At 67.9% G+C, this 22,569-nt stretch carries 20 protein-coding genes and 3 pseudogenes; 7 read left to right on the plus strand and 16 right to left on the minus strand.

Annotation, left to right across the window (positions count from 1 at the left end):
* Positions 1 to 241: 241 nt before the first annotated feature.
* The 3 genes from KBX63_RS33590 to KBX63_RS33600 form a co-directional block, all read right to left on the minus strand.
* A complete protein-coding gene (locus KBX63_RS33590; RefSeq protein ID WP_210918357.1) occupies positions 242 to 985 on the minus strand; it encodes a hypothetical protein in 744 nt (247 codons plus the stop codon).
* Positions 986 to 1,623: 638 nt separating this feature from the next.
* Positions 1,624 to 3,561, minus strand: a complete 1,938-nt coding sequence (locus KBX63_RS33595) for a BTAD domain-containing putative transcriptional regulator (RefSeq protein ID WP_210918359.1) — start codon at positions 3,559 to 3,561, stop codon at positions 1,624 to 1,626.
* A gap of 351 nt (positions 3,562 to 3,912) precedes the next feature.
* A complete protein-coding gene (locus KBX63_RS33600; protein WP_247663872.1) occupies positions 3,913 to 5,784 on the minus strand; it encodes an Hsp70 family protein in 1,872 nt (623 codons plus the stop codon).
* A 162-nt stretch (positions 5,785 to 5,946) separates the two neighbouring features.
* Between KBX63_RS33600 and KBX63_RS35800 the strand changes: the two genes are divergently transcribed.
* Complete coding sequence (locus tag KBX63_RS35800) at positions 5,947 to 6,144, plus strand: hypothetical protein (protein WP_247663873.1); 198 nt, start codon at positions 5,947 to 5,949, stop codon at positions 6,142 to 6,144.
* 212 nt (positions 6,145 to 6,356) lie between these two features.
* Here the strand turns inward: KBX63_RS35800 and KBX63_RS33605 are convergent.
* From KBX63_RS33605 to KBX63_RS33620, 4 genes and pseudogenes are all read right to left on the minus strand, one after another.
* A pseudogene (locus KBX63_RS33605) lies at positions 6,357 to 7,226 on the minus strand (aldo/keto reductase family oxidoreductase).
* Positions 7,227 to 7,421: 195 nt separating this feature from the next.
* A complete protein-coding gene (locus tag KBX63_RS33610) occupies positions 7,422 to 7,817 on the minus strand; it encodes an excalibur calcium-binding domain-containing protein (protein WP_210918362.1) in 396 nt (131 codons plus the stop codon).
* Between the two features lie 446 nt (positions 7,818 to 8,263).
* Complete coding sequence (locus tag KBX63_RS33615) at positions 8,264 to 8,605, minus strand: hypothetical protein (RefSeq protein ID WP_210918365.1); 342 nt, start codon at positions 8,603 to 8,605, stop codon at positions 8,264 to 8,266.
* Positions 8,606 to 8,648: 43 nt separating this feature from the next.
* Positions 8,649 to 8,894: pseudogene (locus KBX63_RS33620) on the minus strand (oxidoreductase); the annotation flags it as partial.
* 213 nt (positions 8,895 to 9,107) lie between these two features.
* Here KBX63_RS33620 and KBX63_RS33625 point away from each other — a divergent pair.
* Positions 9,108 to 9,285 (plus strand): annotated as a pseudogene (locus KBX63_RS33625) (helix-turn-helix domain-containing protein).
* A gap of 232 nt (positions 9,286 to 9,517) precedes the next feature.
* Here the strand turns inward: KBX63_RS33625 and KBX63_RS33630 are convergent.
* From KBX63_RS33630 to KBX63_RS33645, 4 genes are all read right to left on the minus strand, one after another.
* The gene (locus KBX63_RS33630; RefSeq protein WP_210918368.1) at positions 9,518 to 9,988 is read right to left on the minus strand and encodes a UPF0158 family protein; all 471 of its coding nucleotides are present in this window, start codon (positions 9,986 to 9,988) and stop codon (positions 9,518 to 9,520) included.
* Positions 9,989 to 10,181: 193 nt separating this feature from the next.
* Positions 10,182 to 11,249: a hypothetical protein gene (locus tag KBX63_RS33635; protein WP_210918370.1), complete on the minus strand. Its 1,068-nt coding sequence runs from the start codon at positions 11,247 to 11,249 to the stop codon at positions 10,182 to 10,184.
* Between the two features lie 745 nt (positions 11,250 to 11,994).
* A complete protein-coding gene (locus KBX63_RS33640; protein WP_210918372.1) occupies positions 11,995 to 12,417 on the minus strand; it encodes a hypothetical protein in 423 nt (140 codons plus the stop codon).
* A gap of 175 nt (positions 12,418 to 12,592) precedes the next feature.
* The gene (locus KBX63_RS33645) at positions 12,593 to 13,591 is read right to left on the minus strand and encodes a hypothetical protein (protein ID WP_210918375.1); all 999 of its coding nucleotides are present in this window, start codon (positions 13,589 to 13,591) and stop codon (positions 12,593 to 12,595) included.
* A gap of 268 nt (positions 13,592 to 13,859) precedes the next feature.
* Between KBX63_RS33645 and KBX63_RS33650 the strand changes: the two genes are divergently transcribed.
* The 3 genes from KBX63_RS33650 to KBX63_RS33660 all read left to right on the plus strand — a co-directional run bounded on the left by KBX63_RS33650 (position 13,860) and on the right by KBX63_RS33660 (position 15,610).
* On the plus strand, positions 13,860 to 14,573 hold the full coding sequence (locus tag KBX63_RS33650; protein ID WP_210918377.1) for a DUF2625 family protein: 714 nt from the start codon (positions 13,860 to 13,862) through the stop codon (positions 14,571 to 14,573).
* Between the two features lie 163 nt (positions 14,574 to 14,736).
* Positions 14,737 to 15,018 (plus strand): hypothetical protein, encoded by a 282-nt coding sequence (locus tag KBX63_RS33655; RefSeq protein ID WP_210918378.1) that lies wholly within the window; start codon positions 14,737 to 14,739, stop codon positions 15,016 to 15,018.
* A 136-nt stretch (positions 15,019 to 15,154) separates the two neighbouring features.
* Entirely contained in the window at positions 15,155 to 15,610 is a 456-nt protein-coding gene (locus KBX63_RS33660) for a PH domain-containing protein (protein ID WP_210918379.1), read from the plus strand.
* Between the two features lie 90 nt (positions 15,611 to 15,700).
* Here KBX63_RS33660 and KBX63_RS33665 read toward each other — a convergent pair whose 3' ends face one another.
* Together KBX63_RS33665 and KBX63_RS33670 are read right to left on the minus strand one after the other, a co-directional pair.
* Positions 15,701 to 16,195, minus strand: coding sequence for a YfbM family protein (locus KBX63_RS33665; RefSeq protein ID WP_247663876.1), 495 nt, complete (start codon positions 16,193 to 16,195; stop codon positions 15,701 to 15,703).
* 291 nt (positions 16,196 to 16,486) lie between these two features.
* Positions 16,487 to 17,206, minus strand: coding sequence for a hypothetical protein (locus KBX63_RS33670; protein ID WP_210918382.1), 720 nt, complete (start codon positions 17,204 to 17,206; stop codon positions 16,487 to 16,489).
* Positions 17,207 to 18,153: 947 nt separating this feature from the next.
* Here KBX63_RS33670 and KBX63_RS33675 point away from each other — a divergent pair.
* Complete coding sequence (locus tag KBX63_RS33675) at positions 18,154 to 18,816, plus strand: YeeE/YedE family protein (RefSeq protein ID WP_210918385.1); 663 nt, start codon at positions 18,154 to 18,156, stop codon at positions 18,814 to 18,816.
* Positions 18,816 to 19,232 carry a YeeE/YedE thiosulfate transporter family protein gene (locus KBX63_RS33680; RefSeq protein ID WP_210918391.1) on the plus strand — a complete coding sequence of 139 codons (417 nt, stop codon included), beginning with the start codon at positions 18,816 to 18,818 and terminating at the stop codon, positions 19,230 to 19,232. Before KBX63_RS33675 ends, KBX63_RS33680 begins: the two co-directional genes overlap by 1 nt.
* A gap of 259 nt (positions 19,233 to 19,491) precedes the next feature.
* Here KBX63_RS33680 and KBX63_RS33685 read toward each other — a convergent pair whose 3' ends face one another.
* The 3 genes from KBX63_RS33685 to KBX63_RS33695 form a co-directional block, all read right to left on the minus strand.
* Entirely contained in the window at positions 19,492 to 20,142 is a 651-nt protein-coding gene (locus KBX63_RS33685) for a PhzF family phenazine biosynthesis protein (RefSeq protein ID WP_307871935.1), read from the minus strand.
* 577 nt (positions 20,143 to 20,719) lie between these two features.
* Positions 20,720 to 21,586 carry a hypothetical protein gene (locus KBX63_RS33690; RefSeq protein ID WP_210918400.1) on the minus strand — a complete coding sequence of 289 codons (867 nt, stop codon included), beginning with the start codon at positions 21,584 to 21,586 and terminating at the stop codon, positions 20,720 to 20,722.
* The gene (locus tag KBX63_RS33695) at positions 21,583 to 22,080 is read right to left on the minus strand and encodes a SigE family RNA polymerase sigma factor (protein WP_307871936.1); all 498 of its coding nucleotides are present in this window, start codon (positions 22,078 to 22,080) and stop codon (positions 21,583 to 21,585) included. The genes KBX63_RS33690 and KBX63_RS33695 overlap by 4 nt, the downstream gene beginning before the upstream one ends.
* Positions 22,081 to 22,569 lie beyond the last annotated feature (489 nt).

The raw sequence follows: 22,569 nt of genomic DNA on the forward strand, positions 1-22,569 counted from the left end.
ACGCTGTGGCACGCGGCCACCGCCAGATCTGAAAGTTTGTCCACAACATACAGACGATCACGCGGTGGCCGCACCTCGTCTAACCGGCCCCCACCAGCAACATCTCAAACGGCGGCTGCCGTACTAGCAGTCGCGTGAGAACCGTGTCGACGGGTCGTCCCGCGCGGTTATCGCGTAGCGCACCATGCGCGGTGGCAAGCTGCCCCCGAACCTTGTTGAGATCACCTCATTGTCCGGGTTCTCAGCCTTGGGAGTCGCGACGAGTGGTCGCCTGGCCACCGCCCGCCTTACGTTTGAGAAGTTCGGCGGTCGCGTGAATGAGATCAGCGACGAGGGCCAGAACCGTGTCGCACTCGGTGGCGACGTCGTTCGGGTTGCGGTGGTGGCGTTTGACGCTTGCGGATGTCGGGTTCTCGTAGTCAAGACGGTGCACAATGTCGTTGCGTGCGATGAAGAAGCCATCGAGTGCGGTGAACCGACCCTTGGCCAACGCCTTGTTGGTGATGCCCAGCGTGTCGCGGACGCGTTCCTGCAGGTCTCCGCTGCCTTGGAAGCTGGCCTTAGTCTTGGCCATCACGTAGCGCTCGATGAGTTCACGGCGAGGGTCTGCGGCGGCGATCGCCTCGAGCAGCCCGTCCGGCGGCTTGGGCGAGTACAGCTCGTTCCTCAGGTGTTCGCGGAACTTCAATTCTGCAGTCCCACCGCGGGCGATCAACGCGGGTAGAGCATCACGGACGAGCTGATGACAGCATGCGTCGAGGCCGCTGGAGGTGAACACCAACGCTGCTCGGAGTAGGTCGAGCTCGTCGGAGCTAAGTCGGCCCCTCGCCTCAACCTTGGCCTTGAGCGCCAGGGTACGGACCTGGTTGAAGCTGTCCAGGAGGCCGTCGACGCTGTCCTGAGTGGCCACGAGGTAGCGCCAGGCGCGGCGCACTGGTGGGCAATGTCCGGCCGGCGCCGCGGGTAGAGTCTGAAGTTTGATCATCTCTCATCTGCTTCCGGTCGCCTCAACTAGCTCACCGTGTGTCGATGGTGCCGCACGGCCTCGCGTCGGCGAAGTCGGTCAGATGTTTCTCCGATCGGGTTAAGCCATCGTGAGCCGGAGGTGCGCCAGCTGACCAGGGCTGGCAGCTCGTTAGGGCGCTGATGCAGAAAGCGGCAAAAGACCGGGTCGGCTGGAGCCGCGTGGCTGTGGCTGGAGGATGACCGCTCCCTGCTCGTGACTACTGACGACGCGCCGATCATCCATGCGCGGACACGCCGAATGGACGCCGCCGCGGCCGACACTTTGGCAGATACTGATGACCGTCACGCCGAGCAGATCTGGGGCGAATGCGACCCCCGAACGGGCACCTTGCGAAGCGATGCAGCAGGTCACGCGCTCGCAGGCGATCGATGATCATTGGTTTAGGAAGCCGGTAGCGAGGCGACCACCCGAGGCTACGAGAGCTGCGCAACATGTTGGCTGCTCGTTTGGCTGCTCGGCTCTTGAGCGCCACGAAAAAGGCCCAGGTCATGATCGGCGATCAAGCCGGTGACCTGGGCCTTTCTATGGAGCCGCCTGACGGAATCGAACCGTCGACCTACGCAATACGAGATCAAGTTGCGGGCCGTGGCGGGCTGCTAGTGCTTTTGCCCGCTTGAGGCTGCGCGCGCCTGCCGGACTTCTTCGTTGGGGATGACGTGCTCCAGGCCGGCGTCGGTCAGCTGTCTGTTGAAGGTGGTGAGCAGGTCTTCGGCAGCGGTGTGGTCGCCGAGCGCCTCGAGGGCGTGTATGGCGCGCCGGTGCAGGTTTTCGTTGTACGGGTCGACGCGGATCGCGTCTTGCAGCAGGGGCAGGGCGCGCCGCGGGTCGGGCTGGGTGGCGGCCAGGGCGGTGTAGGCGTCGATGACGCGCCGACGTAGGGCTTCTCGTGGCGGGTTGAGCCACGGCCAGTCGTGTTCGGCGGCGAGGTTGCCGGTGTAGGCGTTGATGACGGCCTGCCAGGCGGCGGGGCGTGCGGTCACAGCGGTGACGGCATGTTTTACCGCAGCATGGAACCGCCACAGGTCTACCTCGATGTGTTCGCGGCGCAGGCGGTAGCGGTCACCGGTGTGCTCGATGAGCGGAATCTCGCTGACGGCGGCGACGGCTTTTCTGAGGTCGCTGAGGGTGGTGTAGAGGCGGGCGGTGACGGTGTGTGCGGGAAGGCCGGGCCAGATGGCGGTTGTCAGGCCTCGGCTGTTGGCGCCGCCGGGATGCACGGCGAGGAAGACTAGGGCTTGGAGGGCCGCGGTGCGTCGGATCGTCACCGGCTGGCCGTGGCTCTTCAGCGTGGTGTCGCCGAGGACTTGCAGGTGCAGAGGCTGATTGGTGCTGTGGCGGGGCGTGGTTGGCGCTTGGCCTCGAGCGGTCTGCCGTGGGACGCGCGCCCGGGTGGGCGGTGGGTCGACTGCCGGAGCGAGTGGCGTGTTGTGTCCCGGGTGGGGCTGGGCCTGGGTGATCACTGTGAGCAGATCGGTGGCAGCCGCCGCGTTGAGAACGCACATTCTTGGCGTTGCCGGCTGCTCCTGGGTGCCGTCGTAGGCGTGACCGGTTGCCGTGATCTCCCAGGTCGCGCCGTGCGGCCAGGCTCCGACGAGGACTGCGATGGCGGTGCCGCGGGTGGCTGCGAGTGCGGCCTTGAGGCGGCGTGCGGTGCCGGGATCCTGCGGCGTGTGGGTGAGCAAGACCGGGGGCGGCTGGCGGGATGGCCAGTTCGCCGAGTTGCTGCCCCGCTCCGTGGTGGTGTCAGGAGTGTGCTGGTGTGGGTGTTCCTGCAGCATCGTCAGTGCTTCCTGAAGTGATGCGGCGACGGTGAGACCGGATACCGAGTGGATCCGTTGTGCGGTTGGGCCGAGCAGCTTGGTCAGGTCCCCGCTGGTGGTGATGAGCGCCGTTCCTGCGCTGCGGCGGTGCAGGGCGTGCAGCAGGACGGTGACGAGAACGCCCCGAGCAGCATCGTCGGCGGCAACCCCTGTAAGCCCGACGCCCGTTGGCGGCACATCCGCCAGCAATGAGTCCGGCGGCTGTTCTGTGCGCTGATCCGGTGCGGTGAGATCCGTTGGACCGGTGCCTTCGGAGGCGGCCAACGCTGCGTGGGCTGCGGTGACGGTCTCTGGCAGCGGGGCGAGGTCGAGGTTGTCGCGTTGCGCCGGCCCGTTCTCATCTGGGCGGTAGGCGCGACGGCGGCGCAGCCACACGAGTGCTGCGGCCGCGGTGACCTGTTCGGCGCTGGGGTGCGGTATCCAGCCACCCGGCACCGTGACCCCGTCTGGGTCGATGCTGGCCGTCGTACCGCGCGTCTCGGCGGTACGGGTGGTGGTCGTGTGGTGCTCGACGGTGCCGACCGTCGTCGAGGGGATGTCTGCCGGTGGTGCGGGCGTCGTACTGGCGGAGGCGGTGAAGACCGCGGCGCCGGCCATGCCGGTGGCGGTGGCCTGAAGCGGTGTGGGAAGTGGTACCCGGCGCAGCCAGCGCATGCCGGCGCGTGTCCTCGAGACCAGTGGGATGAGGAGCGTGCCGGCGAGCAACAGCCACACCAGCCAGGCGAGGATCGCCAGGGCGGCGGTCAGAGTCTGCTCGGTCAGGGGCTGTTCCAGCCACTGCCGCGCCTGCTGCGGACTCGGCCACCGGCGCAGTGGCCATCCGACGGTGCGCGCCAGCAGCAGCGGCGGGCCGGTCAGCAGGAGGACGAGGAAGATGCTGGCGCCTATCCGGCGCGGCCACCGCATCGCGGGCACCTCCCTCCGCACGTTGCGGACCCGCCGTCGGATCGGCTGACGCTGCCGCGCCGGTCCGCGCACGTCGCCCACCGGCAGCCGGTGCAGCGTTTCGCGGCGGCGACGCCGCGGTCCGCGCTCGTCACGGCGGCCTCGTTGCCCTGGGGCGGATCAAGGGGCATGGGCGGCGGGTGCGGCGGGGCGGATGACGCGCGTCCACAACCGCGCGGCCCACCAGACGGCGATGGCGATGGCGTAGATGATTCCGAGTGTTCCGGCGGCTTGTGAACTGACGATCGCGGCGGTGATCACGGCGAGGGGTGCGGCGAGGATGAGGCGGAACACCAGCGGTGTCACGAGCGCCATGACGACCCCGACGCCGAGGAGCAGGCCGCCGACGCGGCCGGCGATGTCGATCCACAGGATGAGGTCGGGCCACCGGTCGGCGGTCAGGGAGTACTGGATCAGCGTCATGCCGGCGGCGGCGGTGACGACGGAGCCGGTCGGCACGGCCAGCAGCGCCGACCAGCCGCCGTGGGGTGCGCGCCATTGCCGGGCGGCGACGACCGCCATGGCGGCGGCCATCAGCACGGTCGGGGTGATCGGCCAGAGGGCCCATCTGAGGAACGCGCCCACCGGCTGGCCTAGATATTGGCTGGCAACCACTGCGTAGAGGCCCGCGATCGCGAGGCCGAGGGAGACGGCGGCGAGGATGCCAACGCTGATCTTTCCGCCTTCGGTTCGGGTGTCGGGGGTGGGGCTGTGGGCGGCGGCGAGGGAGTCGAGGATGGTGCCCGCACCGAGGCATGCCAGGAGGGCGAACACGGCGGCCATGGTGAGCTCGCCCCAGTTCAGGCTCACCCAGTAGTGCACGTTCAGCGTGCTGTGCTGCTCTGCGGTCATGAGGCACTGCCAGATCAGGGCGAGGGATGCGAAGCCGGGCACGGCGATGGCGACGGCCCGCCGCACCGGCGGCACCGGCACTTCCACGGCGCTCGCCGTGCTGGGGTTGGCGGCGCCGGCGTCCGCGGCGCCTCGGGCGGCACCGAGTGCCGGCTCCGTGACCACCGTCGGGGCGACGCCGGTCTCATCGGCGATGAGCTTCTCCAGTTGCGGCAGGTGCGCGCCACCGCCTACGCAGTAGACGCCGGCGAGTTCGTCGGTGCTGATCTCGGCTGCGGTGACCGCCTCGCTGGTCAGCTGCGCAGCGCGCTGCAGGACCGGGCGGGCGGCCTGCTCGAGCATGGCGTTGTTCACGATGATGGGTGGCCGGTCGGGAAGCGGCACGGTCACGGCCGGGTGATGCGCCAGGGCTTCCTTCGCGGCTTGAACGCTGGCGGCCACCGTCCACCGCGTTGCGCCGTCACCGGCGTCCTCGGGCATGGGGTCGCCGGTGAGGGACGCGGCGAGAGCTTGGTCGATGGCGCTGCCGCCGGCGGCCGGGTCGGCGAGGGTCGCGAGGACCTCGAAGCCGGCAGGGCCGCGGCGCAGGACAGTGACCTCCGCGCCCGCACCCACGTCGCAGACGGCGATGAACGACCCCACCGGCCATTGCAGGCCGGTGGCCACGAGGTGCTCGGCGACGGCCACCGGCGCTTCCACCAGGCGTGGCTGTGGAAGACCGGCCCGGTGGGCGGCCTGCCGCATCCAGGTGCGCCGCCGCGGCCCCCACCCCGCCGGCACCACCACCCGCACATCCTGCACCGGGCCGCCGGCGACCCGCTCGGCCTCGGCAGCGACGCGGCGCAAGGTTGCTGCCGTCAGGTCGAGAGCGTCAACGACGGTTCCGTCGACGGTGAGCTGGTCGTCGGTGGGGCGGCGCGGTGCCGGGATGAACCGGTTCGGCTGGTCCGCCGCAGCCTGCCAGGCCCGCTGCCCGGTCCACACGTCGCCGTCCGGGGAGAGGTAGACGGCGCTGGGCAGGTGTGGTGCGCCGTCGAAGGACAGTGGCGACCAGCTGCCGTCGGGCCAGGCAAGGACGGCTACGGTGCTGGTGGTGCCGCAGTCGATTGCTAGCCGCGCCTCCCCCGCCTGCATAGGCATAGTCAAACATGAACATCTCGCTTACGTCACCCCGCCGCTACAGGCAGGAATGGGGCCCGTCAGCTCTGGTCCTCGTGACGTTGCATCGGTGAACCTGTGCGCAGGGCATCCTGACCTTGCCGTCGTCCTGCGCCGGCCGGTCCTGCGTGGTACGTCAGTCGGATGGAGGTGTTGTTGCGCGGCGGGCCAGGCGACGGGCACGTCATCGGCGGCGGCGGCGAGTCCGTGGTGTGGGGTGCGTGCCTGTACGAGCGCACCTCGGACATCGGGCGGTCGCGCGGCCGGGACCTGCGCGTGTACCAGCACCGGTCCGACTGTTGCCAGCCGTACGGGCGAGGCTCGGAGGACCGCTGTGAATGACGTCGACGGGTGGACGGCCCAGCATCCTCAACCAGTCAGCCCGGCGACTGGGTTCCTGCCGGACGTGCGCGTCGTCGCCGACCGCGTCGAGGGGGCCGGGTCGGCGGGCTCCATGTGCAGGGGGCACTCCACTTCGGCGATGGCGGTCGCCACAGGTGGCTCCCGGTCGCCGAGGCCGATGAACCCGATCGGAGGTTGCGCGGTGGTCGTGTTCACGACGCGATGGCGTTCAGTTCGGTCAGCGCGTCCTTGGGAAGGGTCAGCGCAGCAGCGGTGACGTTCTCGCGCAGGTGCGTGACGGATGAGGTGCCGGGGATGAGCAGGAGGTTCGGGGAGCGCTGGAGCAGCCACGCCAGCGCGACGGCCATCGGTGCGGTGTCGAGGCGGTTGGAGACGGCGTTGATTTCCTCGGACTGCAGTGGGGAGAAGCCGCCGAGCGGGAAGTAGGGCACGTAGGCAATGCCCTGTGCGGCGAGGGAGTCGATCAGGTCGTCGTCGTTGCGGTTGGCGATGTTGTAGAAGTTCTGGACGCATACGATCGGCGCGATGGACTGTGCTTCGGCGATCTGCTCGGCGTTGACGGTGCTGAGACCGAGATGCTTGATCAGTCCGTCCTGCTGCAGCTGCGCGAGCGCGGTGAACGGCTCGGCGATGGGGCCGGGAGTGGGTCGGTCGAGCCCACCGACGCGCAGGTTGACCACGTCGAGTGCGTCTAGCCCGAGGTGATCCAGGTTGTCGTGCACGGCTTGGCGCAGCTGCTCGAAAGCCAGCGCCGGCGGCTAGTTCCCCTCGGCGTCCCGCAACGCTCCGACCTTCGTCACGATGTGTAGATCGTCAGGGTACGGGTGCAAAGCCTCCCTGATGATCTCGTTGGTGACGTACGGGCCGTAGTAGTCGGCGGTGTCGATGTGGTTGATACCCAGGAGAACGGCCTCGCGCAGCACGGCCACGGCAGCGTCGTGATCGGCCGGCGGGCCGAACACGTGCGGGCCGGCCAACTGCATCGCGCCGTACCCCATCCGGGTGACCGTCAAATCCTCCGCCAAGGTGAACGTCCCGCCAGGCAGTGGGGTCGATGTCATGAGAGTTCCTCTCCTCGTTGTCGCAGGTCCACACGCTTCCCGACGACGCGGGCGCCAAACTGCGGCGCCCGCCAAGGGTGATGGCTAGCGGCGGATGTCAACGAGCGTCCATGGGCCGACCTCGGTACGTGAGCGGGACTCGCAAGTGGCGCTAGGGAGCCGCTTTCTGACGCGATTCACAGCCGAGCACACCGATCAGTCGCACACCACGCCGTTTTTGTTCCGGTCGATGTACCAGGCGTACTCGGGGTCGACGCCGCGGTAGTACGGGCCGTAGCCAGCGTTGTTGGCCTCTTTGCAGGTGCCGAATCGCGGGTCGGTCGTGGGCGCGGGTGGAGGCTTCGGCCGGGAGCTGGTGGGCGCCGGCCGGGGCGTGGTGCTGTGGGTGGCGGTCGGCTTCGGCCGTGCTGATGACGGGCTCGGCCGCGCCGCTGACTTGGTCGGGGTAGCTCGTGCCGGTGTGGGCAGTTGCTCAAGGACGTTCGAGTCGGTGGTGGCGGTCGCGCCGCCGTCGGGGGGTGCAGCGGCGGAGGGGCCGGCCTGGGTGGGGCTGTTTCCGGCGGAGGGGCGGCTCGGTTCGTCGTTGTTCACGGCGATGAAACCCCCGCAGCAGCACAGACCGAGGAGGACGGAGGCGGCGATCACCCATGGGACCGCCTTCTTCCTGGTTGATGGCGGGGGCTGGTAGATGGGTAGCTGGACGGTGTCACTCTGCGGCGCCTGGTGGGGTTCGGGGTCATCAGTGGCAACTTTCTGCCGGTCGAGTAGGAGACGATCTGGTCGGCCAGGGCCTGTGCCTGGCCGACGGACAGCAGTATTTCTTGGTTGCCTGTGTCGCGAGGACCGTGATGAGGCGCTCGGGTGTGGCGCCCGTGGCGGTCGACTCGGTGAGAGCGACCCGCAGCGTCACCGGGTCGGGCGCCGGCGTCGCCGGGGCCGCGCTGTGCGTCATGTGCGTCCAATTTGCTGTGCCTGGTTCGGGTCCGCGGATACGGGCGGAGAGCGTGGACAGCACCCGCGCCCCGGGCCTGGCCGGGTCAGGAAAGCGGCGGCAGGTCCGCGAGGGTAGTTGGCCGAGGTGGTCTCTGAACGGTGATGCGCCCGATGGCGACCCGCCAGGAGGCCGCCGCACGATCGGCGGCGTAAGCGACCGCCCGGCCTGCGGCTATGGGAGCGGTGGTGATGTCGTCGGCCATGACGCTCAGGGTCACCTCGCAGGTGTTTGTTTCGATCATGCCGCGAACGGTCGGCGTGATGACGCCTTCCCACCGGTGTTGAAGGTTCGTCAGCTGATCGCGCAGATCGTCAATGAATGCCGGCAGCGAGGCGTCCTCGGGTGCGGTGATCAAAAGGATGAGACTGACCTGAAAGACCTGCACGCAGGATTCACCCCTTCCCGCAATGAGAGCGGGTCCGGTCGGCGACCGCGGCGGCGGTGACGCGGGCCACGCGCAGCCGTATCCCCGTGCCCGCGAAGACGTCGGCGAGCTTCGGAGCCTCAACGTCCTGGCCGGCCGCGAGCTGGTGCAGCCGCAGCCGCTGGACGAAGTCCGGCACGGCGTTGACCACGGTGATCTCGGTGTCCGCCGGGGACAGCCGGCGGGCCAGGGTCCCGGCCACGTAGGCCCCGGCATAGCCGGCGCCGAGGACGACGATGCGGTGCTTCATGTGTTGCTCCTGTCGGTTCGCTTGCTTCCGTGAGTTGAGCGGAACGGCGCCCTGATTGCTGACAGGAACTGCATGTGGCATGGGCCACAGAGCGGCAGGAGCGCCGCCCAACGATGCTCGCGACGCCGAGGCGGCGCAGATGCAGGCCGAGCTGAACGAGGTGACCTGAGGCCATTCACCGTCGACATCGACGTCACGGTCGCCAAGCGCAAGATGTCCGTGGGCGAACTCGCCAAACGCGTCGGCATCACCACCCGCCAACCTGGCCGTGCTGAAGAATGGCCGCGCCAAGGCCGTCCGCTTCACCACCCTCGCCGCACTCTGCGAAGCCCTCGACTGCCAGCCCGGCGACCTGCTGCGCGGGGAGACCGCGGACTCCGCGAGCGCGTGATGGCCACGGGCCACCGAGACCTGCGATGCGGGCTCCGGGCGCTGCGGTGAGCCGATTCTGCATACAAGGTCAGACGCACTGCTTACGGCACGAGCGGACGTTGTCCGGGTGCGCGGTCACCGGCACGACCGCGCCTCGGGTGCCACCGCGAATTCGTGACGCACCGTGACGCCCAGTCGGCGGCAGATGCGTGCGTTCGTCGTACAGGAAGTCGCGCGGCGCGGGCGCCAGCTCATGGAACGTCGGGATCTCGGTGCTCGGCCACGAAACGCTCGCCCGTTTCGTCGTCGACCAGCGAGTTGTCGACCAGCCATTCAACCGCCCGCCGCTTCGCGCGCACGCCGCGGAACGCGTACCACGCCGACAGCAGGTGCGGATACTCCTCGTGCAACTCGTTCTTGAACCGGCGGAAGGCGCCCTTGCCCTGGATAGCTCGCGCGAGTCGGCGGCCGGCCACCGCGTCGCTGATCCTCTCAGCGAAGTCGGCCATGTCCTGGTACCAGACGTAGGACGGCAGCGGGTCGATGGCGACCAGGTTGAGGTCGTCTGGGTCGACGGGCGTGTATCCGTCGATGCCGCCGTCCGTCGTCCAGAACACGGTCTCGCCGGTCTGGGGGTTGATCAACCATCGGTGCTCGTAGTCGGTCTGGTCCTCGAGCGCGGCGGCGATCTCCTCCAGGTCTAGCCGGCTCAGGTCACGCATCTGGCCACCATAAACCCGCTGCCCGCCGCGCTTCCACCAGCGACCGCGGGACCAGCGGCAGAAGCGCAAGTCAGCCTCGATCAATCGAGACGGCACATACTCGGCAGCTCAGCTGGCGGGTGTCGGCGCTCGTAGCGCCAGCCGGCCCCCTGCGAAGGTTTCATGGCGCTGTCAGGCCGGAACCGTGTGAGGGCTACCCGCGCTGCGAAGGTTTGACCAGACCGAGCCAATGCGCGGCCTCATCGGCCGGCAGCATGCCATCCAAGGTTACCGTCGGGCGCATCAACGGGTATGGCCGGCCGGCGTTCCAACTCCGCGGGTACGGCGGCGGATCGATGACGACGACTCGCTTTCCTTCCAGCTTCGGGATATCCGCAGGACGACCCTCGTTCCAGATCCATTCGCCGTGGGCGTCGACCAGGTTGAAGTTGCCTCGGATGCCGCCTGCCGGTGTCAAGTCCTCGCCGTCGGAGGCCGCCGCGATCTCCGCGGCGCTTGGCCGTTGACCGGGCACCAGGCCCTGCGACTCGTCGCCGATCAGGGCGGCGGCGAGGAGCGTGTGCAGCTGAAAGTTGTCGCCGACGCCGCTTATCGTCACCCGATAGCCGCGTCGGGTCGCGCGGTGCAGCACGACCAGCGGTTCGTCGTCCAAGACAAGCAGCAGCCCGTACAACCAATGCGCCGTGCCGATGTGCTCACGCGTCGCATCGATGGCGGCGGTAAGCCGCGGCCGCTCGGGCAGCACGGCCCGCACGTCCTTGCGCTGCGAGAGGTACAGCACCGGCTGAACCCACTTGCCGCCGGAGAACCACGCCTGCACCAGGTTATAGGCGTCCGGCTGGGCCATCCCCCGGTTGGGCGCCGTCTCGACGAACCGCTCGATCGTCGGGCCGATCTGCCCCGCATCATCGGGGTCGGGCAGGTCCCCGAACACCGCACCGTACAACTCGGCGAAGCGTGCCGCCTGCTCCATCGCGTTGGTGGCCCGACCAACGAGCGTCGGCACCACCACCACCGCCGCATCGGTGCCGTAGTCCGCCATGCTGCCGGCAACCTGGGCCAGGTCGCCGCCCATCCCGAGCGGGATCTCGGCGAGCACCGAAGTCAACCTGGCCAGGGCCGCGTCGACCTCGTCAGGGCGCGCCTTCGGCGTGGCGCCCACGATGCCCCGCAGCGCCGCGAAGAACCGCTTGTCATCGCGCCTGTCCACCGCGCCGACCAAGTTGTCGACCCGCTTGCCCAGGTCCGCCTTGAACAGCATCCGGCGATCTTAGCGTTCGGTCTCACGGAGTCGTTCCCGTGCCAAAAACCAGCATGAGACTGCGACCAACGCCCTCAATTCGGCAGATCCGGTCGTCTCGGACGCGCTGTCAGCGGCAATTGAGGATGTTCAGGCCGAGTTAGGTCGAGCCGCTGACCCTCTTCCATCCCGTGGAGTTGATGCACCGGGGCCCTCAGCTCGTCCCGCAGGTGCTCGGCAGCCTCCTGCTCGTGAAGGCGAGGTTGGCCTCTCCTCTGACTGGTTTGGTCATTACTGTCAGAGCGACCGCTGCGAGGTGAAGACAATGCCTGCCCGTAACAACAGCTACACGGTGAACGTCAAGGCCGGGACCGGGTCGAGTACAAGGACCGCAACCGAACGGTGATATTCGAGGCCGGGATGTTGGACCAGGAGGTCCATCTCGGTCGGGAGTAGGTCACCGCAGGCCGGTCTGATCCCGGGCAGCGGGAGGAGGTCATCGAGCGGGTGTACCACCACCTCAACGTGGTCCGCCGGATGGGACTGGAGTTCATCAACCCGGACGGCTCACGGTGGCAGCCTCGGGCTAAGCCTTCCGGAGAGACGGCTCGGCTGGTGCCAAGACCGGACGACGAAGCATCCTCGGCATGACCGCGCTCATCGCGGCATGACCCGGATGTCAGACGCGACGCCAGTGCGAGCGGGTTGTACGTCTGGCCCGGATGGTCCGGAGGCTACCGTCGAGGTCAGGGCCTCCTGGGTCAACTCATTCGCTTGCTGGCCTTCGTCTGCGGCCGCCCGTCGCGAGCGCCTCGGCGCCCTGGCGCCACGCGTCGACTGCCTCCCGCAGCTCGCCCAGCTCCAAATGCCACTCTTGCTCCCGCACCGGCAGCCGTCGCAGCGTTGTCAAGAGGTGGTCGACTTGGCCGAGCATCCCGCCGCGCCTCTTGGCCGCCATGGTTCGGCCTGCGTCGGTTAGGAAAAACCGTCGGTGCGATGTCCAGAAAAGACCGACGCCCAGCAGCCGGCGCACGGCTGGCTCAATCTCGTTCTCGAGCAGGATCGAGTGGTTGATGGCGTGTGCTGCGGCGACCACCTCAGTGAGGGAGGAGCCCTCATCTCGGCCAAGCACCATGATGGCGGCCAAGACCCACGCGTCGGACCACGCCCACTCCGCTGAGCCCTCCATTCGAGCAGTGTCTCACCGCCGGTAGCGGCGAATCACCATGCCGGCGCCGGCAAACGCGCGGAAAGCCGCCAGATGAGGACCTGCTCCAGCCCCCGGTCCAGACGGGATCAACAAGAGGCGTGGCCGTCTGAGCTCGGCACCCTGACCCGCGAGCCGCCGCTACGGGCGCATAGGACTACAGCATGTAAAGGAGGCCGTGTGTCGTGGCGAAGTGCGTGTCTGCGCGTGGTGGTGTCCGGCCGAGCAGTCGATGGGCGTCGCGGTTGCGGCGTTCGCTGCCGAGGCCGACGCCGACGTGTTCGAGGCTGGGGTGACTGGTGAAGGGCATGAACGCATTGACCGGCAGCTGCGACTGGGTGACCCGGAGGTCCCGTAGCTGGGGTGCGGCGGCGAGCCCCTGTAGGGAGGTGGGGTGACGGAGGTGCCGCATGGCGTCGCAGTCGACGCGCAGCAGGGCGGTGCAGGGGCTGAAGTCGGGGAGCTGATCGGTGATGAGCGAATTCAGTATCAGCCATTGCAGTGCGGGCAGGCGGGTCACCGTGTCGAGGTTGGTGAGCCGACGGACGTTACGAAGTGCGAGGTAGCGGAGGGTGGGGAACTGGGCGAGCCATTCGCCGTCTGTCAGAGAACCGAGGGTGAGCGACAGCGACTGCAGGTGCGCCAGTGTGACGGCCGGGATGAGTCGGTCGACGGGGAGCCGCCACAGTGCTAGCCCCTGCAGGCCGGGGTTGGCGTTGAGTAGGTCCGCGAGGCCGCGGCGGTGCGCCACGATCCTCAGTTCGCGCAGGTCACGGAACGCGGCGACCGGGGTGAGATCGAGAGGTTTGCGGGTCTCGCCGATGTCGAGGACCTCGACATCGGCGCTCAGCTGGTGCAGCGGGGTCAGATCGGTCAGGTTGTACAGGCCGGCCACGCTGAGCCGGCGAAGGTGTGGAAACCAGCGCAGCAACCGCAGCGTTGCCAGCTCCTCGTCGGAACCGTACGCGCGCACGGTGACGGACGGATGATCCATCAGGATCACGGCGAGCGAACGATAGTCCGCCTCGGAGAGCGGCTCCTGGAACTGGACCCTCGCACCATCGTTGAGCCTGGCCCGAAGCCGTGGCACGTCGATCGGACTCGACACCTCTACTAGGTCGCTCATCACCGATGATCTTTCCGCCTGGATCGCCACCGTCAAAGTGCGGACACAAGCGTCAGGCCGACACGGCGCGCAAGCAAACCCACGCTCATCGGCAGTTTTGGACGTGCCCCCCCGCGGAGCTGCCAACGCGCGGCCAGCGGCATGGTCGCGCGTCCCCGCGCACAGCGGCCAGATGAGGACGTCCCCGCACGACGCCCCAAACCAACTCCACCTGGTGGCAGTCAGGCTGCTCGACCGGGGTCAGCGGGTCAGCAGGATGCACTTCGCCGACGTGCAGCGGCCGGGGCATGATGATCGGATGCGCACCGTAGAGGAGCTGACGGCTACATCCGATCCGGCGTGGCCAGCGCTCGAGATGGAACTGCTGTCGAATCCGCAGATCAACATCTTGCCGGTCTCTGCAGCCGTCGGGCGCGACAGCCTGTACCGCCTGCAGGTCTCCACGCGGTCGCGGCTGGGTGCGTTGGCATTGCACACCGGTGGTCTGCTGGTCGACGACGGCTGGCTGCGTGTGCTCGGCGGCGGTGGCGAGCGCAGTCTGCCCTCGCTGGCGGAGGTCAACGGCCTGCCGGGCGATGAGCAGGCGCCCGCGGCGCTGGTGGTCGGCTACGACGTGCTCGGCGGACGGTTCGAGGTCAACGGCCCCGATCCGGCGACCATCGGCCGCCCCGGGGAGCCCGGCGAGGTGTGCTACTTCGGGCCGGACACGTTGGAGTGGGAGTCCCTCGGCGCTGGTCACGGCGCCTGGCTGTCGTGGATCGCCGAGGGTGGTACCGGCCAGTTCTACGAGTCCCTGCGCTGGCCGGGCTGGCAAGAGGAGACACGCGGGTTGCCCTTGTCGCACGGCATAACGGTCTACCCGTTTCTGTGGTCGCGCGAAGCGCACCAGGACCTCGCTGGCACCACCCGGCGGCCGGCGCCCATGGCCGAGCTGTTCTCGTTGCAGGACGAGTTCGCTGCGCGGTTCGCCGCGGAACCGGACGCCACGGCGTTGCACGTCCGCGTCGTGTAAAGCGGCTAGCGTCAGCACCCACAGCCTGATGCCCAACGATGCACTCTCAGCAACGATGGACTCTCATCGGGCACGTCCGGACGTTCGGCCGCAGCGATCAACTACTGAGAGCCACGCCCGGTCGGTGGCAGATCCGTGCATGAGTGGATCTACGCTTACGGCCATGGCCCGCTTTTACCGTCGTTGCTGGGACGAGTCGCGTGGCGACGAGTTCGACGCTTGGGGGCACTCGGTCTGGTATTTCGAGGTGGATGACGACGGTTGGCCGGTTCGGCAGATTGAGGTGTACGACCGTGGCCGGGTTCTCCGGTACGGGCCCGGACATGAGGCAGACCAGCGCGGTGGCCTCGGGCAGGCGAGCCTAGATGATCCTGACGAGGACTGGAGCCCATTCGTCATCACGCGAACCACCTTCGAAGACGCCTGGGACTCCGCGGGCGGGTAGCCCGAGCTCTTACGCGCGCCTCGCGGCAGATCCGTGCGTCGGATCTTGACGGCGGCCCGTTGGTCCGATGACGCGACGCCGCAGTCCGACCGGACTACTCCGTTGCCCGCACGGGCCATCCGTACCATGTCCCGCCATGAGCCGCATCGTCATCAGGCCACGCATCCAGATCCCGATCCTGGTCGTCCTCTTCACTGTGTGGACCCTGCTGGGCGTCACGTACTTCACCTCCGGGGACGTAGTGGCCGAGCGCGAATGGTTCGGCATGGTGCTGGGATGTGTGCTCGTCACGAGCGGCGTGGCCGGGATCTGGCGGGCTCTTCGACTCGGCGTGGTCATCGACGCAGGCGGTGTCCGCGTTCGCGGCTTCGACAGCCGTGACAAGGTCACACCCTGGAGCGCGATCCAGTCGGTCGACTGCGCGCAGATCGACGTACGAGGAGGCTTGCCGCTCTACGCTACGGTCCTCCGCCTCGGTGACGACGCCGACGCCGCCATGCCCCTCTCGGCGCTCGGCTCGTACTCGCGGCAGGACGCCGAACGCAAGGTCGAACAGATGCGGAGCCTCAAGCGCGGCGCCCCGAGTTCCTGATCGGGATGCAGAGGCGGACGCCCGACCAGCGGCAGAAACGGGCACCCTGATCCCCTGGACGCCGGCAACAGAAGACAGCCGTCGGCTGCGTCAGGTGATGGCCAACAGAACGGCCTGGCCGTTCAGGGCTGCGGCGTGGTAGAACCGGCGCAGTTCGGTGAAGTGCGACATAAGGTAGTCGAAATCGTCGGTGCCGTTGGTCCAGATGGCCGGGTAGATATCGGCGGCTGCCATGGCGTCCGGGTCGAAGTGGGCGCTCAGCGTCTCCACATCCAGCGCGTCGAGTGCGGTAGCAATGGCGCGGACGGTGTCCGGGTCGAGCAGCCGGGGCGGGCCGTAGCCGCCATCCTGACCGATTTCGTCGCCGCCGAGGACCGCCGCGCCGGTGCCCTCGCCGATCTGCCAGGCAGTGCCGGTGAGCAGGTAATGGATGCCGTGCCACGACTTGTCCAGATCCAGCTCGGGCTCGGGCATCTCGACCTCGTCGTCGTCGAGGTCGCCGTACAGCAGCGTGTCGACCGCCGTCGGGTCGGCGCGCACCGCTGCCAACTCCTCGACCGACAACCGGTGCCCGATCAACATCATGCCCACGGAGGGGCCCCTTCTCGGTCGGCGGCGTGCCGTACGCCAGACGACGGTTTTCTTTCTCTTCAGGCGGCACCCTACCGCAACGTCGATCTGCCATTGAGAGGATCAGCAGGCCGCCACGGGCGACCTCACGGGAGCCGACACGACTACCCGGCGTGACCCCGAAGGCTGAGCCCGCACGCACGATCGGCGGCAAATGAGCGCGGTCGCGCCGACCGGCGTCGGCCTGCAGCGGCGCCCGGCCAGGTCGTGGACCACCCGGAGCCGGGTATGTGGGTACGCCTCTGGTCACCGTCTAGTGGTGGTAGCTGTTTGCGACTGTCGCCATAGGGCCAAGTGTTCGAATGCATCGCTTAGTTGCAGGGCGATGTCGGGATCAGCGGTCGCGGAGACTTCGGCGGCGAGCACGTCCGCGGGCATCGGACCGGACAGCCAGTCGTTGACTTCGCACCAGAAGCCGTTGTCCTGCCGCGATGAGACGAGAAGGTCGCTGACGAGTACGGCGAGTTGCCGGGCCGCGGGTTTCCCAACGTGCACCGGCCACGCGGCGAGATAGGGCGAAACGTTCTGTCCGCATTCGGCGATCGTGTCCAGCACCTCCCGCGGCTCGCACACGCTGGGGCACGTCGCAGTGGTCTCCCACCACCAGGCCCACGCGAAGTCGCTAATCACACGCCGTTCATCGTCCCAACCCGACCGCCACAGGCCCGCGAGCCGAGACGGCAAGAAGACGTGGTAGCTCCGGTCGTTCATTTCGCCGGCCGCCACCAGCTCTAGGAGCCGGGGCATGAAATGGTTGAGGTACCTCTGATCACCCCACGTCGTCGTCGAGTTGAACAGCAGCGGACCGAGCTGCTCGGCAGTAACCTGGCGCAGTGGCGTTCGGTGCAGCGCTTCGACCTGCTCCGGGTCAACGCAGTGGTCGCAGTATTCGACACTCTCGACCAGCTGGTACCGGCCGAATACCCGGTACAGGTCATCTACCGCCGCCTGCAGCTCGCTGCGCATCCGGTCAGGCTAACAACGAGGCATGGAAGGCAGGACAGTCAGATGCAGTCCCCGCCCGGGGATGATCGACGCGCTGATCGCGGCAAGAGCGGACGTCCGGGCTGACGGTGCATGTACGACAGTCAGCGTGTGTCGGCGAGCCGCGCGGGCAGTCACCTCCCGGCGGTCTGGACCCCCATCGCTGAGGCTCGGCCGCTTGCTCCTTCGCCACGGCTGCACCGCCGGCCGCGCTCGACACTCGGTAGCTCGGCTAACCAGGTCCAGTGAGCGACCGTGAACCCGGTTCGGTGCTGCCGCGGCGGGGCCTACGTTATTGCACCGCTCGAGCGGTGCAGGGAGGTAGCCGGGCCGACCAGGGGCTCTTGGGAGGGCAAAGGGCCGTCGTTGATGATCAATCGTCAGGCTGCGGTCGTACTGTTGATGGCCTATGCTCGCTCGCTGGGCCGTGCGAATTCGGATCGCGCTGAACCGCCACCAATCACGGACGGTGCGTGCCGGTCAGACTGGAGCGATATGGGCTGCTTACACACTGAACGATGTCCCCTTTTTCCACTGCTCAGAGCAAGTTTACGCAGCTGGCGCGACTACTACTGCGACACCGAGGACGGTTGGCGCGGCTGTGCCCGATACAAGTTGTCACTCAAGGGCGGTCCCGTGCCGATCACGCTGCTCCCGAACGGGGCCAGCGCACAGCACCTGGAAGCCGCCGCCGGCATAGACACGGTCCAATCGCGGCATGTGCCGTCATCAAGGATCGATTCGCGTCTGATGGAGCCGGCTACACCGCCCGCGCCTGGGTTCGTACAGACGCCGACACCGGCCCAGCCGCTGAGTGCCTCAGCATCCGCACAGGTTCCGCAGACCTCAGGGAGCCCCCCAACCCGATCGCCGCTACCCGAGCGGCGCCACTGGTGGACCCGGCTCACCGATTGGATATCAGGTCCCGCATGAGCAACTACTGGCCGTGGTGGGCGGGCGCTATCGGGCTCGCTGTCGTCGCCATCAACTACACCATCACCACTGATCGGTCCTTCGGAGTGTCCTCAGCGTGGGATCGCGTCCTGCACTGGCGCGCCGAACGTCGTGTCGAACGGCTGGAAGCCGAGTTCACCGACGACCGCGCCCTCGCCGAAGCTCTTGCAGCCGCCACCGCCGAGCACTTCGGAACTCGCCCCGCAGCACCCACCCCGCCGTACGCCGCGTCCACCCTTGGAAACGCGCCGACACACGCCCGGGACGTATCGCCAACACCGGGTGAGAGGGCGTCGGTCGCGAGCCGGCGCCCGGCGCCTCTGGTTAGCCAGGCCGCCCTGCTTCTGTCGGTTTTCCTCGGTGGATGGCTGGCGGCAGTTACCGCCGGTCGATTCGAGCTCCGCTTTGACATGGGCGACGGCTTCCGCGAACTCGTGACCGACAATCCAGCTCAAATGATCGGCGTGTTGTTCGTTGGAGGTGTCCTCGTTGGCTTTGGCACCCGCCTCGCCGGAGGCTGTTCCTCCGGCCACGGACTCAACGGCTGCGGCCGGCTGCATCCGGTCAGCATCCTCGCGACGGCCGTCTTCTTCGGCGCTGCAGTCCTCGTGTCGTTCCTGCTGTGGAAGGTGATCTGATGCGCACGCGGGGCGGGGTTCTCATCGCGAACATCATCGCCGGGCTAGCCCTCGGCTACACCGTCGCCAACATCGGGTTCGGCGACTACGCGGAACTGAACCGCATGTTTACGTTCCAGGATCTGCGCATGTTCCTTGCCTTCGGCGGCGCCGTAGTGATCATTGTGGTGGTCTTCGCCATGCTGCGGGTCCGCGGCACACCAGGGCGCATCCACGCAGGCGTGATACCCGGCGCGGTGCTGTTCGGCACCGGCTGGGCGATCTCTGGTGGATGCCCGGCAATCCCGATCGTCCAAGTCGCCAGCGGGTACCTCCCCGCCCTTGTCACGATCGCGGGAGTTGTCGTCGGCATCCGGGCCTGCCGCTGGGCCAACGCCAAGTACTTTCACCTCGACGGCGGATCCTGCGGGCGGTAGCAGTTGTATGCGGTGCTGCTGCAGAGTCCAGGCTCTCCCGCCCTCTCACGTGACCGACCGCTTGTGATCATTGCGGATGCGCTTTCATACGGGCGCGGCGGGACGAGCTGTCCGACCGTTGGACGCCGCACCCCGTGTGTGGACGATGGCATTCCATGGCGAGGCGGCCAAGTGCGGTTTGATCCGCTCGCCAAGCGCACTCATCTCGACATGTGCGGATATTTTCAGGTCTGGCTTGGGCGCTGTGGGGGTGGCTCACTTAGAGGGAGCGGGTTTCCTCAAGGATGACCCGGCCGCCGACCTCGACGGTGTCGTTCGGACCTGGTCGAGTCAGGATCTGCGATCCCTTGCCCTGCATGATGTCCAGCGCCCGGCGCAGCTCGGCGGTGAGCACGATCGCGGACGCTCCGGTGGCTTCATCCTCGACGATGGCGTCGCCCCGGCGGGGAAATCCCCTGGTACGCACCCGACCGGCCGCCCGGTCTTGCCACGCCCACGCGTACAGCCACCCGTCACCTGGCGGCGGACACGGCAGCGACTCGACCTGCTCGGCTGAGGCGTACTCTTGCATGCGCCTGTCGGGCGCCCACTGCGCGCGACCCCTGATCCAGGTGAACTCGCCGTCCTGCCAGGTTGGCACCGAGCCTGCCGGCGGGTGTAGGAGTTCCGGCCTGGCTCGGAGCCGACCCAGCAGCCAGGACGTGCCCACCAAGGGATGCCCGGCAAACGGCAGCCGCACGCTCGGCGTGTAGATATCGACGACCCCTGTGCCGGCATCATCGACGAAGACGGTTTCGCTGAAGCCCAGCCGCGCGGCTACGGCTTGGCGGTCCTGCCCAGTGGCCACGGCATGGCCCTCAAGAACAACGCCGAACTCGTTTCCGTACCTACCGCCGGGACCGCAGAACACCCGAAGTACATGAAGATCTGTCACAAGCGATGCTTACCACAGCAAGCTTGCCTGAGCGGACACCGGCACCGTGCGCTCATCGGCATGTCCGGACACTCCGAGGGCTGCTGCTGGGTGGTCACGCTCCGCAGCGCGCGGATCGCGGGAGATCCGGATGTTTCCGGTCCTGAGGGCTGTCATGAGGCCCAAGCCCTGTACACGGCTTCGGACTGGGGTCGCTACTGGTGAGGAATTGTCAAGACTTTTGGATGGCTCATCTGCTGTTGGCGGGGGTTGGGTCAGGACGCTGCGCGTGCCGGCACCCGCGGGTTGCGGGCCACCCCGAGCACGGTTGACAACGTCGTGCTGCCCCGCCAACACGCAGCCGGACGTTACGCGCGGTGGATCTTGCGGCATGGGAGAGCTTCCACCTCCGTGAGGATCATGACGCTCATCCGTCCCTACCCCGACATCGCCTACGCCAGCAGGACCCGGCGGTGCGGATTCGATCACGAGGGGCCGGTCGTATCGGGGCGATCCCGGACGGTGTCCTCAAGCCTGCGAGGGAAAGGACACCATCCGGGATCGTGTGTGGGTGTCAGCTGACGACTTGGGCGGCGATGGCCGTCGCGGCCGTCCGCAGTTCGGCCTTGGTCAGCAGCGGCGACTCGCTGGTGACCTCGCTGCCGTCGCCCCCGAAGTAGTTCACCGCCAACAAGCGCAGGTAGTAACCCTGCGGAAGCTTGACCTGCACCTGGTAGAAGCGGTACTGCTTGCCGTTCTTCGCCGGGCTGGTCTCGGTCGTCTCCACCACCTCGAGGCCCTTGGTCGTCGTTGACGCCTGGCAGGTGCCGGCTTTCATGCCGTGATCGCACTCGAGCACGAGCGAGCAGACGCGCGGGCCGGAGTCCGGATCAAGGCCGGCGCCGCCCTGCGAGCTGCAGGTGTCCGGTCGGACCCACATGTACAGGCCGGCTTTCTTGCCGTGGCGGGCCACGCCAGAGCGGGCGACGAACCCGACCGGATCCCGCTCGGCGTACATCGTTGGGTGGCCGTCCGGGAGGCGCTTTTCGCCTGGGACGTCGGGCATGTAGATCCATCGGACGGCGGGCGCTGCCCCGGCGACTGCCGTCTCGAGTGCTACCCCCAGCTGGTCGAGGGTCTGCTGGATCGCCTTCGGATTGCTGGTGTCGAGCCGTAGACCCGAGGTCGGCGGCGAGGGGAACGCCGACGGAACGGCGGATGCCGAAACGGCGGGAGCCGCCACCGGCGGCCCAGGCTGAGGCCGGGCGCCGGTCGGGGCGACGCCGACCGCGATCGCGAGGCCGGTCGCCGCCAAGGCGGAGCCGCCTCCCGCCACGCGGCGCAGCAGGCTTCTGCGCCGCTGGCGTTGAATGATCCGGTCGACGTCGACCGTTGACGGCGGTGCGGTGCCGATGCGCTCGTCGAAGATCTGCTGGTTCATGAAATGCTCCCAGGTGAGTACGCCAGGGTGCGCAGCGTCTCGAGCCCCCGCGCCGACTGGCTCTTGACCGTTCCCGCGGAGATGCACAGCAGCTCCGCGGTCTCTTCGACGGAGTGGTCGAAGTAGAAGCGCAGCACGACGACTGCGCGCTGCCGTGGCGCCAGTTGCGCCAGCAACCCCGTCAGCTGATCCCGGTCGTCGACCCGGTTTGGGTGCGTCCAGCCGGTCTCCGGTACGTCCTCCAATGGCTGTTCTCGCCGCCAGGGCCGGCGGCGCTCGTCAAGCAAAGACGTTGTCAACACCCGTTGGGCGTACGCGTCCGGGTTGTCGGCCGCGGTCACCTTGCGCCAGTGCCGGTAGAGCTTGCCTACGACGATCGATACCAGGTCGTCCGCGGCGTGCCAGTCATGACACAGCAGGTACGCCGCGCGCCGCCAGCGGTCCATGCGAGCACCGACGAACGCCCGGAAATCGTCCTCCTCGGACTTTTTCACGCCGCTCCTTCCCATCGCTTCCACTCGCACGACGGAGCGCATCCCCTGCGGGGTTGCATCGCAGCCGAGCTTTGGAGAAGTTCAGGCGACTTGCGTGGATCACGAACGCGGTGTAGACGCATGCCGACGGTGATGATCGCAAGGACACGCCGGCAGGGGTGGCGTGAGCGACCGGGCTCACTCTCAGACGGACCAATGATGAGCGCTGAACGACCACACTCATCTCGGCATGCCCGGCCGGCAACCGGCCAGCTCGGCGTGACGCTACGTAGCGCGCGGATCGCGGCATGAGCGCACATCCGATCACGGCACTGTGGCAGGCGTAGCGATGCATCGAGCGTAAACGCGGTGCGGTCACAGGTATGACCACCGATGATCGGTAGGTGGAAGAGGTACGCGAGGCCGACGATCTGCGTGGCCGTTTCGAGGGTAAGTTGCGCGACCTGCTCGGACGGCGCCTGACGTCGGTCGACTACTGGGATGTCTACA

Origin of the sequence: Micromonospora sp. U21 (genome assembly GCF_018070045.1) — a bacterium.
Classification (GTDB): Bacteria; Actinomycetota; Actinomycetes; order Mycobacteriales; family Micromonosporaceae; genus Micromonospora.

What these genes read in the sequence shown, in the direction of transcription:
- KBX63_RS33655 (WP_210918378.1), top strand. Translation starts at nt 14,737, where the DNA reads ATGGCCCGCTTTTACCGTCGTTGCTGGGACGAGTCGCGTGGCGACGAG.
- KBX63_RS35800 (WP_247663873.1), top strand. Translation starts at nt 5,947, where the DNA reads ATGGAGGTGTTGTTGCGCGGCGGGCCAGGCGACGGGCACGTCATCGGC.
- KBX63_RS33640 (WP_210918372.1), bottom strand. Translation starts at nt 12,417, where the DNA reads ATGGAGGGCTCAGCGGAGTGGGCGTGGTCCGACGCGTGGGTCTTGGCC.
- KBX63_RS33635 (WP_210918370.1), bottom strand. Translation starts at nt 11,249, where the DNA reads ATGCTGTTCAAGGCGGACCTGGGCAAGCGGGTCGACAACTTGGTCGGC.
- KBX63_RS33675 (WP_210918385.1), top strand. Translation starts at nt 18,154, where the DNA reads ATGAGCAACTACTGGCCGTGGTGGGCGGGCGCTATCGGGCTCGCTGTC.
- KBX63_RS33670 (WP_210918382.1), bottom strand. Translation starts at nt 17,206, where the DNA reads ATGCGCAGCGAGCTGCAGGCGGCGGTAGATGACCTGTACCGGGTATTC.
- KBX63_RS33665 (WP_247663876.1), bottom strand. Translation starts at nt 16,195, where the DNA reads ATGATGTTGATCGGGCACCGGTTGTCGGTCGAGGAGTTGGCAGCGGTG.
- KBX63_RS33680 (WP_210918391.1), top strand. Translation starts at nt 18,816, where the DNA reads ATGCGCACGCGGGGCGGGGTTCTCATCGCGAACATCATCGCCGGGCTA.
- KBX63_RS33660 (WP_210918379.1), top strand. Translation starts at nt 15,155, where the DNA reads ATGAGCCGCATCGTCATCAGGCCACGCATCCAGATCCCGATCCTGGTC.
- KBX63_RS33600 (WP_247663872.1), bottom strand. Translation starts at nt 5,784, where the DNA reads ATGCCTATGCAGGCGGGGGAGGCGCGGCTAGCAATCGACTGCGGCACC.
- KBX63_RS33650 (WP_210918377.1), top strand. Translation starts at nt 13,860, where the DNA reads ATGCGCACCGTAGAGGAGCTGACGGCTACATCCGATCCGGCGTGGCCA.
- KBX63_RS33690 (WP_210918400.1), bottom strand. Translation starts at nt 21,586, where the DNA reads ATGAACCAGCAGATCTTCGACGAGCGCATCGGCACCGCACCGCCGTCA.
- KBX63_RS33630 (WP_210918368.1), bottom strand. Translation starts at nt 9,988, where the DNA reads ATGCGTGACCTGAGCCGGCTAGACCTGGAGGAGATCGCCGCCGCGCTC.
- KBX63_RS33590 (WP_210918357.1), bottom strand. Translation starts at nt 985, where the DNA reads ATGATCAAACTTCAGACTCTACCCGCGGCGCCGGCCGGACATTGCCCA.